Origin of the sequence: Spirillospora sp. NPDC046719 (assembly GCF_040645715.1) — a bacterium.
Lineage (GTDB): Bacteria > Actinomycetota > Actinomycetes > Streptosporangiales > Streptosporangiaceae > Spirillospora.
Genome location: NZ_JBEYYT010000336.1, coordinates 1 through 10,726, shown reverse-complemented (window position 1 = coordinate 10,726; position 10,726 = coordinate 1). Strand labels below are relative to the sequence as shown.

Here is a 10,726-nt window from a genome sequence, read left to right as displayed (position 1 = left end):
CGGCGCGCCCGGGACGCAGACGGCGGTCGGGCGGCGCGCCCGCCGAGGCGCCCGTGAGCGCGCCCGGGACCGCGCCTGCGAGCACGCCGGGGACCACGACCGTTCAAACCCCGGGAACCGGTCCGAAACCGGCGAACAACACCGGAAGTACACCTCCCGTTTCCCAGCGGTTCGCCTAGAGTTTAGAGAAACACTCGACAGCCCCTGGGGGGAGCCATGACCGTGATCCCGGGTCTCGTCCGCCGCGCCGCCACCGAGGCGGAGCACCGGCTGCGCGCCGGTGCCGGTCTGCTCGTCAGACTCGGCCGGGACCTGGAACGGTCGGCGGAACTGGAACGGTTCCTGCCCGCGCACGGGGAACGGGTGCGCCGCCTGGAGGATACCGTCCGGGAGCAGGACGCGGCGCTGCGCACCCGCGAGGAGGAGGTGCGCGGGCTGCGCGCCGAGCTGGACTCGCTGGTCGCGCAGCTGAACGACCGGCTGCTGCCGCGCATCGACGAGCGCATGGACGACACCGAGCGCGACCTGGCCGCGGTCGCCACCAGCCTGATCCGCACCGGCCGCGACACCGCCGGGCACGGCACCCGGATCGAGGCGGCCGAGCGGCGGATCGGCGACCTGCGCGCCAAGCTCTCGCAGCTGGAGCAGCGCGCGGGCCTGTGGCGGGACCTCCAGGCGACCATGGCGCGGCTCGGCGAGGACGTGGACGCGCTGCGCGCCCGGACGGCGCTGCGCGCGGCCGAGCCGCCCGCCGCCGAACCGGCGGTCGCGCCCGTCGCCCCGGTCGCCCCGGTCGTCACCGACCGCGTCACCGATCGCGTCGTCGAACGGGTCACCGACCGGCCCGCCTGAACCCGGGGGCCGGTGCCCGCGCCCGCGGCCTTCGGGACAATGGGGACATGACCTTCGCCATTCCCGATCCCAAGCGCGGCTTCGCCAGCGACAACCAGGCCAGCGTCCACCCCGACATCCTCGCCGCGCTGGCGGCGGTGAACGAGGGGCATCAGCCCGCCTACGGCGACGACGCCGTGACCGCGCGGCTGCGCGAGGTCGTGCGGGGGCACTTCGGCGCCGCGGCGGAGGTGTTCCCGGTGTTCAACGGGACGGGCGCGAACGTGGTGTCGCTGCAGGCGATGTCGAAGCCGTGGAGCGCGGTGGTGTGCCCGGAGTCGGCGCACATCAACACCGACGAGTGCGGCGCGTCCGAGAAGATCGCCGGACTGAAGCTGATCACGGTGCCGGCGCCGGACGGGAAGCTGACGCCCGAACTGGTCGAGCGGTACGCGGCGGGGTTCGGCAACATCCAGCGCCGGCAGCCGTCCGCGGTGTCGATCACGCAGAGCACCGAGCTCGGCACCCTCTACACGCCCGAGGAGGTCGCGGCGGTCGCCGCCGCGGCGCACGAGCGGGGCCTCGGCGTGCACATGGACGGCGCCCGGATCGCCAACGCCGCCGCCGCGCTCGGGGTGCCGATGCGGGCGTTCACCACCGACGCGGGCGTGGACGTGCTGTCGTTCGGCGGCACCAAGAACGGGCTGCTGCTGGGCGAGGCGATCGTCGTGCTGAACCCGGACGCCGTCGAGGGGCTGGCGTTCCTGCGCAAGTCGAGCATGCAGCTGGCGTCGAAGATGCGGTACGTGTCGGCGCAGCTCGTCGCGCTGCTGGACGGCGACCTGTGGCTGCGCAACGCCGCGCACGCCAACGCGATGGCGCGGCGGCTGGCGGACGCGGCGGGCGCGCTGCCCGGCGTGCGGATCACCCAGGACGTGCAGGCGAACACGGTGTTCGCGATCGTGCCGAAGGACGCGGCGGAGCGGCTGCGCAAGCGGTTCGCGTTCTACACCTGGGACGAGCGGACGGGCGAGGTCCGCTGGGTGTGCTCGTTCGACACCACCGAGGACGACGTGGACGCCTTCGCGGCCGCGCTCGCGGAGGAGCTGGACGGCTGACCCGCGGGGCGTCCCGGCGGCCGGGCCGGGACGTCCCGATCATCGGGAGGCAAGCGAACGCTTCGTAGGTCCGCCGGGTTATCGTGGCCCCGAACTGGATTCGGTATCAGGAGGGCGAGCCCGAGATGACCAACCGCACCTTCGTCGTGGGCGTGGGCATGACCAAGTTCGAGAAGCCGGGCTCCCGCGACTGGGACTACCCCGACATGGCCAAGGAGGCCGTCGGCAACGCGCTGCAGGACGCCGGCCTCCCCTACGACAAGATCGAGATGGCGTACGCCGGCTCGATGTACGGGTCGATGGGGCAGCGCGCCCTCTACGAGACCGGCATGACCGGCATCCCGGTGATGACCGTCATGAACGCCTGCGCCACCGGGTCCAGCGCGCTGTTCCTGGCCCGCCAGGCCGTCCGCGGCGGCCTCGCCGACTGCGCGCTCGCGCTCGGCATGGAGAAGATGAAGAAGGGCTCGCTCGGCGCGGGCGTCGGCGAGTCCAAGGTCACCATCATCGACCACCACCTGCGGTCGATGACCGCGGGCCGCGAGTGGGAGCTGGACAAGGCGCCGATGCCGCAGATGTTCGGCAACGCCGGCCGCGAGCACATGGAGAAGTACGGCTCCACCCCCGAGCACTACGCGTGGATCGGCTGGAAGAACCACAAGCACTCGGTGAACAACCCGTACGCGCAGTTCCAGACCGAGTACTCGCTCGACGACGTCAGAAACGCCACGATGATCTTCGACCCGCTGACCAAGCTGCAGTGCTCCCCGACCTCCGACGGCGCCGCCGCCGCGGTCGTGGTCAGCGAGCGGTTCGTCGACGAGCACGACCTGTGGGACCGGGCCGTCGAGATCGCCGGCCACCACATCGCCACCGACACCCCCGAGAGCTTCGACGACCACTCCTCCATCCAGGTCGTCGGGTTCGGCGTCTCGCAGCGCGCCGCGAGGAAGGCGATGGACGAGGCGCAGGTGTCGATCGAGGACGTCGACGTCATCGAGCTGCACGACTGCTTCAGCGCCAACGAGCTGATCACCTACGAGGCGCTCGGCATGGCCGGGGTCGGCGAGGGCCACAAGCTGGTCGACGACCAGGCCACCACCTACGGCGGCAAGTGGGTCGTCAACCCGTCCGGCGGCCTGATCTCCAAGGGCCACCCGCTGGGCGCGACGGGCCTCGCCCAGTGCGCGGAGCTGACCTGGCAGCTGCGCGGCAAGGCCGGCGATCGGCAGGTCGAGGGCGCCCGCGTCGCCCTGCAGCACAACATCGGCCTCGGCAGCGCCTGCGCCGTCGCCGTCTACAAGCCCGCGTCCGCCTGACCCGGCACGCCACTGCGAGGCCCCGGCGCGACGACCGCGCCGGGGCCTCCCGCGTCGCCGGGGTGTCAGGCGTCCGGGGCGGTGTGGACCCGGGCACCGTCGACGTAGGTGAGGTGGACGCGGGTCTCGGCGATGGCCGCCGCCGGGCCGGCGAACGGGTCGCGGTCCAGGACGACGAGGTCGGCGCGGTTGCCGGGACGCAGCGAGCCGGTGTCGTCGAGATGGTTCACGTGCGCGGAGCCGGCGGTGTAGGCGGCGAGTGCGGTGGCCAGGTCGAGGGCCTGCTCGGGCAGGAACGGCTCGTCGCCGCCGCCGGGCAGGACCCGGTTGACCGCGACGTGGATCCCCTCGATCGGGTCGGCGCTGCTGACCGGCCAGTCGCTGCCGGCCGCGAGCGTCGCCCCGGCGCGCAGCAGGTCGCCGAACGGGTACTGCCAGGCGGCGCGCTCGGAGCCGAGGAACGGGATGGTCAGCTCGTCCATCTGCGGTTCGTGCGCGGCCCACAGCGGCTGCATGTTGGCGGTCGCGCCGAGCGCGCGGAACCGTCCGACGTCGCCCGGGTGGACGACCTGGAGGTGCGCCAGGTGCGGCCGGGTGTCGCGCCACCCGTTGGCGGCGCGGGCGGCCTCGACCGCGTCGAGCGCCTCGCGGACGGCGCGGTCGCCGAGCGAATGGAAGTGGACCTGGAAGCCGTGGGCGTCCAGGGCGGTGACGTACCCGCGCAGCGCGCCGGGGTCGACGAAGCTGAGGCCGCTGTTGGCGGTGGCGCAGCCGCAGGCGTCGAGGTAGGGGGCGGTCATGGCGGCGGTGAAGTTCTCCGCGACCCCGTCCTGCATGATCTTGACGCTGGTGCAGCGCAGCCGGCCGCGGGTGAGCCGCTCCCGCTTGTCCAGCAGGTCGGGGATCTGCTCCTCGCCGCGGGCGCGCGACCACCACAGCGCGCCGACGACCGTGGCGGTCAGCGACCCGTCGGCGGCGGCCGCCGCGTAGGCGTCGGACACGTCGGGGTAGCCGTCCGACCCGCACACCAGGGCGTCCTGCCAGGCGGTGATGCCGAGGCCGTGCAGCATCTCCTGGGCGCGCAGCAGCCCGGCGACCCGGTCCTCGCGGGTGCGGGCGGGCAGCAGGCGGCCGACGAGGATCATCGCGCCCTCCTGCAGCATGCCGGTGGGGCGGCCCGCGCCGTCGCGCTCGATGCGCCCGTCGGACGGGTCGGGGGTGTCCGCGGTGATCCCGGCGAGCTCCAGCGCCCTGCTGTTCGCCCAGGCGCCGTGGTGGTCGCGGTTGACCAGGTAGACGGGCCGGTCGGGGACGGCCGCGTCGAGCGCCTCGCGGGTGGGGGTGCCGCCCGCGAAGCTCTCCATCGACCAGCCGCCCCCGGTGATCCACTCCCGGCCGGGGTGGGCGCCGGCGTAGGCGCGGACGCGCCGCAGGTACTCCGCCGGGTCGACGGTGCCGGTCAGGTCGCACTCGCCGAGCTCGATGCCGCCCATGACGGCGTGGACGTGCGCGTCCTGGAAGCCGGGCAGCAGCGGCCGGCCGCGCAGGTCCACGACCTCGGTGCCGGGGCCGGCGAGGTCGCGGACCTCGTCGTGGCCGACGGCGGTGATCCGCCCGCCGGTGACGGCGAGCGCGGTCGCCCGGCTGCGCGCCGGGTCCATGGTCAGCACGGGGCCGCCGGTGAACAGCAGGTCGGCGGTCTGGCGGGTCATGAAGGCGGTCTCCCTCGAACGGGCGGGAACGGCGGGACGGGACGTCCCGCGTTCGTCGGCGGGACGGCGGGTCACGGTTCGGCGGTGCGGGCGGCGGGTCCGGGCAGCAGGCCGGGGGCGTCGGCGTCGGTGCCGCGCCCTCCGTTGAAGTACGGGGACCGGCGTCCCCACTTGGCCCAGCCCGCGGCGACGAGTCCCGAGCCGATCATCAGCGCGGGCATCGACAGCTCGAACCAGCCGTTGTCGGCGCGCAGCGCGAAGTGGTCGGTGGAGGTGGCGAAGTCCACGCACAGCAGCGTGCCCAGGACGAACAGGGTGAGCGCTCCCGCGACGGGCAGTACCACCGCCCGCACGCCCTCCCGGAAGGACGTGCGCAGCAGCCCGCGGAACCGGACCGCGGCGGCCAGCGCCGTCAGCCCGTAGTACAGCGCGACCACGATGCCGATCGCGTTGACGGCGGCCTCGATGAGCGTGCTGACCTTCGGGATGACCAGCGCGAACCCGGCGACCAGCGCGGCGATGGCGCCGATCAGCACGGTCCCGGCGGCGGGCGTGCCGTAGCGGGGGTGCACCCGCGTCCACACCGGCCCGAGCGTCCGGTCGCGGCCCATCGCGAACATGCCGCGGACGGTCGGGATGACGCCGGCCTGCAGCGACGCCACGGCGGAGAAGGTCAGCGCGACCAGCGGCAGGACGGCCAGCGGCTGCCGCGCGAGCTGCGCGCCGAAGTAGGTGAGGCCCTGCGCGCCGTGGTCGGCCATCTGGTCCGCCGACAGCACCCGCTGGAAGGAGACCGAGCCGAGCAGGAACAGCGCGAGCATGGTGAACAGCGAGATGAGCCCGGCGCGGGACGCGTCGCGGTGGTCGCGGACCTCCTCGCTGACGCTGAACACCGCGTCGAACCCCCAGTAGGTGAACACCGACAGCACCATCCCCTGCGCGAGCGCGTGCAGGGACGGGAAACCGAACGGGTTGAACCATTCCAGGCTGAACGGGTGGTCGCCGACGACCAGGCCGTAGCCGCAGAAGCCGAGCAGCACCAGGTACTCGAACACCAGCAGCCAGCGCTGGAACCGAGCGGCGAGGTTCACCCCGGCAACGGCCGTCGCCGTCACCGCGACGAGCACGACCATGCCGAGGAGGGTGGCCTGCAGGTTGGAGTCCGGGTCCAGCGCCAGCCCGCCGAGGCGGTGCACGTGGGCCTCGCCCGCGAGCAGGATCAGCGCCGAGCCGGTGACCGTGGTGGTGTAGGCGAGGAAGACGATCGTGCCGACGATGTTGACCCAGCCGACGAGGAAGCCGAGCCACGGGCTCAGCACGCGCCCGACCCACACGTAGGCGTTCCCGGCATTCGGCTCCACCCGGTTGAGCCGGGCGAACGCGCCGCCGATGCACAGCACCGGCAGGAAGGCCAGCAGCGCCAGGATCGGCCCGTGCAGCCCGACGACGCCGACGATGACGCCGGTGCCGATGCCGATGCTGGTGGTCGCGGCGGTGCTGGACGCGGCGATGACGACGCCGTCGAGGACGCCCAGCGACCGTTTCAGGGACGCGCCGGGCGGGGCGGGGGCGGGGTGCATGGGCTGCCCGATCCGGGAGGGCGGGGACACAGGCCCCGCGGGACGACGGTGGCGATGGCGACGGGTGGTCATGGCGACGGGTGGCGAGCGGGCGACGGTGGTGCGCGCCGGCCGGTTCGCCCTGGTGGGCGGCCGGTGGATCCATATGAAATAGCCCGCGCGCTTTTGTGGTCAATGGTGTTGTCATAAGGTGTCGCCCGTCCCGACCCCGCCCCCGGGAGCCCCCATGGACCGCACTCCCCCGCAGCCCGACCGCGTCATCGCCCGCAAGCGCCGCCGCCGTCCCACCAGGTCGGGCGTGGTGCTGTCGCACGAGCTGATCGTCGACACCGCGATCCGGCTGCTCGGCCAGGGCGGCGACGGCGCCCTCACCGTCCGGCGGCTCGGCACCGCGCTCGGCGCCGACCCGTCCTCGATCTACCGGTACTTCCGCGACACCGACGACCTCGTGCTCGCCGTCGCGGACGAGCTGATCGGCCGCACCCTCGCCGGCACCCGCACCGGCGGCGGCTGGCGCGAGCGGTTGCGCAGCATCGGCGAGCACCTGCACGCCACCTACGTGGCGCACCCGCAGGTCGCGCTTCTCGCCGCGTCCCGCGTCACCCGCCGGCCCAACGAGATCCGCGCCGTCGAGGCGGGCCTCGGCGTCTTCCGCGAGGCCGGGTTCCCGCCGGCGCTCGCGGCCCGCCACTACCACCAGTTCGTCGACCTCACGCTCGGGTTCGCGGCGCTGGACGCGGCGGCGAACGCGCTGCCCGCCGAGGCCGCCGCCGCCGACCGCGCGGCGTGGACGGCCACCTACGCCCGGCTGGACCCGGACGCCCACCCGCACATCAGCGCCTGCGCGGGCCCGCTGGCCGCGACCATGGTCACCAGCGCCTACCCCGGCGCGCTCGCCCTGTTCCTCGACGGCCTGGAGGCGCGCCTCGCCGCGGTCACGGCGCCTGGCACAGGTCGATGAACGTCGTGCAGAGGTCGAGGTCGAAGGTGTCCACTCCCCTGCCGAGCAGGGTCCCCTCCGGTCCCGGGACGCGGATCAGCCCGCCGAGGCCCCGGAACAGCTCGTTCAGCACGTCCATCAGCACCGGCAGCCGCCGGTTCTGCCAGGCCAGGACCTGCACGGCGTTCGCCGTCCCGTCGACCATGCGGCCGAGGTTCGCCCCGTGGTCGCGGAGCGTGCCGCCCACCCGGTCCGACAGCTCCCCGGCGGCGTCCAGCAACCGCGACACCTTGTCGGGCCGCTCGTAGACGACGGGCGCGAGCCGGTCGAGGTCGCCGGCCGCGCCGGTGACGGCGCCGCCGCGGTCGGCGAGCGTCCCCGACAGCCCCGCGACGTCGCCGATCAGCCGCCGGATCTCCGGCTCGCGCGCGTGGACCGCGTCGGCGAGCGCGGCCCCGTCGACGATCGTCCGGTGCAGCGCGGGCCCCTCGCCGCCCAGTCCGGACGCCAGCGTCCGCATGATCGTCGCGACGTCGGACGGGTCGATCGCGGCGGTGAGGCCGTACGCGCGGCCGGTGATCCCGGAGAGCTCCACCGGGTCGGACGTGCGGGCGATCCGCGCGCCGTCGCGCAGCGCGGGCCCGGTGCCGAGGTCGAGGGTCAGGTCCTTCGGCCCGAAGACCGACACGGGCTCGATCGCCGCCCGCGTGGTCGCGGGGACGGCGACGCCCGCCTCCACCCGCAGCCCGACGGCGACCCGGCCGTCCCGCCGCAGCCGGACGGACTCGACGCGCCCGACCGCGATCCCCCGGACCTTCACGTCCGACCTCCCGGGGTCCAGGCCCTCGCCGGCGGCCGAGAACACCGCGGTGAACCGGTGCACCCGTCCCGGCGAGGGGGCTCCGGACACCACCATCGCCGCCGCCGCGACCGCCAGCGCCGCGAACCCGGCCACCGCGTACCGCAGCCGGCTGCGCGCGGACAGGTGCTCATCGCCCATGGCGAGGTCCCTTCGCGAGGTCCCTTCGTGTGGCCGCCATTGCACCCGCGCAGGCCCCGGCCGGGCTATGCGCCCGGCGACGAAGCTCGGGCGGCGCGCTGTGGCCCGGCCCACAAAAGTACGCTCACGGATCATTTGAACATGCGACAAAAATTGACTCGTGTCTCAATCCGGGTACGCTGGATGTAAGTGAACACTGGCCAGGAGGTGCGATGCCCGCCCCAGCATCCGGCCCCGCCGTCACCGCCGCGCCCCCGCACGCCCGCGCGGCCGCCACCGCCCCGCTCGGCCCCGGCACCCTGCTCTGGCGGTACGCCGCCGACCTGCGGTCCCTGCTCCCCGGCGCCGCCGCCGGGCTGATGCAGCTCCTGCACCCCGGCATCGGCGCCGGCGTCACCGAGCACTCCGCGTTCTTCGACGCCCCCTTCGACCGCATCCACCGGTCCGTCCCGCAGATCTGGGCGACGATCCTCGCCCCCGACGGCGACGCCCGCGCCCGCGCCATCCGCGACCTGCACCGCGGCATCGGCGGCGTCGACGAGCTCGCCCGCCGCTACCACGCCCTCGAACCCGAGACGTTCTGGTGGGCGCACGCCACCTTCACCTGGGAGATCTTCAAGGCCGCCGAGCTGTTCCACCCCGGCACGCTCACCGCCGAGGACCACGAGCGCATGTACGCCGAGACCGTCACCTGGTACTCCCGCTACGGCGTCAGCATGCGCCCCGTCCCCGCCGACTACGCCGCGTTCCGGTCGAAGTTCTGGCACGTCTGCGCCGAGCGGCTGGAGCTCACCCCCGCCGCCGCCCGCGCGCTGGAGATCGCCAAGCACGGCTCCGACACCGTGACGCTGCTGCCCGTCGGCGGCCCCCGCCTCGACCGCGCCGGCCGCCTCGTCGCCGAACGCCCGCTGCGCCTGATCACCTTCGGCTGCCTGCCCGCCATCGTCCGCGACCGCTTCGACATCCCGTGGAGCGCCCTCGACCAGGCGCGGTTCACCGCACTCGCCGTCGCGAACCGGCAGGGCTACCGGATGATCCCCAGCGGCGTCAACCACTGGGCGCTGCGCAGCATGCTCCGCTACATCGGCGCCCACACCCGCGACCAGCGCTACGTCTTCACCCAGAGCGGCGGCCCTCTGGAACCCCCGGCACGGCGCGGTCGCCTTACGCGCCGCCGCGCACGGGTGTCGTGACCGCGCGGACCGCCCCGACGCGGCCCGGCTTTCAGCGGCCGCTGTTCAGCGGGCCGGAGTTCAGCGGGCCAGGGTTCAGCGGGCCGGGGTTCAGCGGGCCGGGGTTCAGCGGGCCGGGGTTCAGCGGGCCGGGGTTCAGCGGGCCGGGGTTCAGCGGGCCGGGGCGGGGGCCGCGGGGCGGTCGCTCAGCTCCTCGCAGGCGCTGAGGACGCGGTCCACGTCGTCGTCGGTGAGGCCGGCGTGCACCGCCAGGCGGAGCAGGGTCCGGGACGAGGACATCCCCGAGAACAGCGCGGCACTGAAGATGTGCCGCCCGGCCAACTCGTCCCGCAACCGCACCGCGTCGGCCTCCGCGGCGATCTCCAGCGCGATGATCTGCGTGTCGGCGTCCACCGCGCCGAACCCCAGCGCAGCCAGGCCGCCGCGCAGCCGTCCTGTGGCCGCGCGGACCCGGTCCCGCCGCCAGCCGTCGGCGTGGACGACGTCCAGCGCCGCCGCGAGCCCCGCGACCTCCTGCGCGGGCAGCGGCGGGCCGGACGCCGAGGCGCCGAGAGCGCCGGCGAACGCGGGATGGTCGCAGGCGATGAGGCCGGCGCGCGCGCAGAACGCCTTGCCGAGACCGGCGGTGCGAAAGGCGACCCGGCCCGTCAGCCCCAATTCGCCCACGAGGCCCTCGCCGCGCGCCCCCCGGACGCCGATCGCGTGCGACTCGTCCACGACCAGCAGGCACCCGTGCTTTTCGGCGATCTCCACCAGGCCGTTCAGCGGGCACACCGACCCGTCGGTGCCGTAGACCGCGTCCACGCAGATCACCCCGGGACCGCCCGCCTCGACGCGGCGGCGCAGGTCGGCCAGGTCGTTGTGGTGGAAGCGGACCGTGCCGGCGCCGGCCGCCCGCGCGCCCGTCCACAGCGACGGGTGCGCGAGCGCGTCCAGGTAGACGGGCGTGCCGGGGCCGGCGGCCAGTTGGAGCGCGACCGTCCCCGCGTCCTTCCCCGACGGGCACAGCACACCGCGCCGCGCCGCCAGCAGC

General features: G+C 74.5%; 9 protein-coding genes. 5 read left to right on the top strand and 4 right to left on the bottom strand.

Annotated features, from left to right (window positions below):
- The first annotated feature begins 216 nt into the window (after positions 1 to 216).
- The 3 genes from ABZ914_RS37730 to ABZ914_RS37720 all read left to right on the top strand — a co-directional run bounded on the left by ABZ914_RS37730 (position 217) and on the right by ABZ914_RS37720 (position 3,268).
- On the top strand, positions 217 to 852 hold the full coding sequence (locus tag ABZ914_RS37730; RefSeq protein WP_500199200.1) for a hypothetical protein: 636 nt from the start codon (positions 217 to 219) through the stop codon (positions 850 to 852).
- 47 nt (positions 853 to 899) lie between these two features.
- Positions 900 to 1,949, top strand: coding sequence for a threonine aldolase family protein (locus ABZ914_RS37725; protein WP_500199197.1), 1,050 nt, complete (start codon positions 900 to 902; stop codon positions 1,947 to 1,949).
- Positions 1,950 to 2,074: 125 nt separating this feature from the next.
- Positions 2,075 to 3,268 (top strand): lipid-transfer protein, encoded by a 1,194-nt coding sequence (locus ABZ914_RS37720; protein ID WP_500199196.1) that lies wholly within the window; start codon positions 2,075 to 2,077, stop codon positions 3,266 to 3,268.
- Between the two features lie 65 nt (positions 3,269 to 3,333).
- Here ABZ914_RS37720 and ABZ914_RS37715 read toward each other — a convergent pair whose 3' ends face one another.
- On the bottom strand, positions 3,334 to 4,980 hold the full coding sequence (locus ABZ914_RS37715) for an amidohydrolase (protein WP_500199194.1): 1,647 nt from the start codon (positions 4,978 to 4,980) through the stop codon (positions 3,334 to 3,336).
- Between the two features lie 71 nt (positions 4,981 to 5,051).
- Positions 5,052 to 6,560 carry an APC family permease gene (locus ABZ914_RS37710; protein ID WP_500199193.1) on the bottom strand — a complete coding sequence of 503 codons (1,509 nt, stop codon included), beginning with the start codon at positions 6,558 to 6,560 and terminating at the stop codon, positions 5,052 to 5,054.
- 226 nt (positions 6,561 to 6,786) lie between these two features.
- On the opposite strand from ABZ914_RS37710, the gene ABZ914_RS37705 reads away from it, so the two are divergent.
- Positions 6,787 to 7,521, top strand: coding sequence for a TetR/AcrR family transcriptional regulator (locus ABZ914_RS37705; protein WP_500199191.1), 735 nt, complete (start codon positions 6,787 to 6,789; stop codon positions 7,519 to 7,521).
- Here ABZ914_RS37705 and ABZ914_RS37700 read toward each other — a convergent pair.
- Complete coding sequence (locus ABZ914_RS37700) at positions 7,496 to 8,500, bottom strand: MCE family protein (protein WP_500199189.1); 1,005 nt, start codon at positions 8,498 to 8,500, stop codon at positions 7,496 to 7,498. The two genes, ABZ914_RS37705 and ABZ914_RS37700, sit on opposite strands and share 26 nt — an antisense overlap.
- A gap of 212 nt (positions 8,501 to 8,712) precedes the next feature.
- Here ABZ914_RS37700 and ABZ914_RS37695 point away from each other — a divergent pair, with 212 nt between their 5' ends.
- Positions 8,713 to 9,693, top strand: a complete 981-nt coding sequence (locus ABZ914_RS37695; RefSeq protein ID WP_500199187.1) for an oxygenase MpaB family protein — start codon at positions 8,713 to 8,715, stop codon at positions 9,691 to 9,693.
- Positions 9,694 to 9,843: 150 nt separating this feature from the next.
- Here ABZ914_RS37695 and ABZ914_RS37690 read toward each other — a convergent pair.
- Positions 9,844 to 10,726: aminotransferase class I/II-fold pyridoxal phosphate-dependent enzyme (locus ABZ914_RS37690; RefSeq protein ID WP_500199185.1), on the bottom strand; the 883-nt coding region annotated here is incomplete at its 5' end.

Excerpts from the sequence above, each read along its gene's own strand:
- ABZ914_RS37695 (WP_500199187.1), top strand. The coding sequence starts at position 8,713 with ATGCCCGCCCCAGCATCCGGCCCCGCCGTCACCGCCGCGCCCCCGCAC.
- ABZ914_RS37720 (WP_500199196.1), top strand. The coding sequence starts at position 2,075 with ATGACCAACCGCACCTTCGTCGTGGGCGTGGGCATGACCAAGTTCGAG.
- ABZ914_RS37725 (WP_500199197.1), top strand. The coding sequence starts at position 900 with ATGACCTTCGCCATTCCCGATCCCAAGCGCGGCTTCGCCAGCGACAAC.
- ABZ914_RS37715 (WP_500199194.1), bottom strand. The coding sequence starts at position 4,980 with ATGACCCGCCAGACCGCCGACCTGCTGTTCACCGGCGGCCCCGTGCTG.
- ABZ914_RS37730 (WP_500199200.1), top strand. The coding sequence starts at position 217 with ATGACCGTGATCCCGGGTCTCGTCCGCCGCGCCGCCACCGAGGCGGAG.
- ABZ914_RS37710 (WP_500199193.1), bottom strand. The coding sequence starts at position 6,560 with ATGCACCCCGCCCCCGCCCCGCCCGGCGCGTCCCTGAAACGGTCGCTG.
- ABZ914_RS37700 (WP_500199189.1), bottom strand. The coding sequence starts at position 8,500 with ATGGGCGATGAGCACCTGTCCGCGCGCAGCCGGCTGCGGTACGCGGTG.
- ABZ914_RS37705 (WP_500199191.1), top strand. The coding sequence starts at position 6,787 with ATGGACCGCACTCCCCCGCAGCCCGACCGCGTCATCGCCCGCAAGCGC.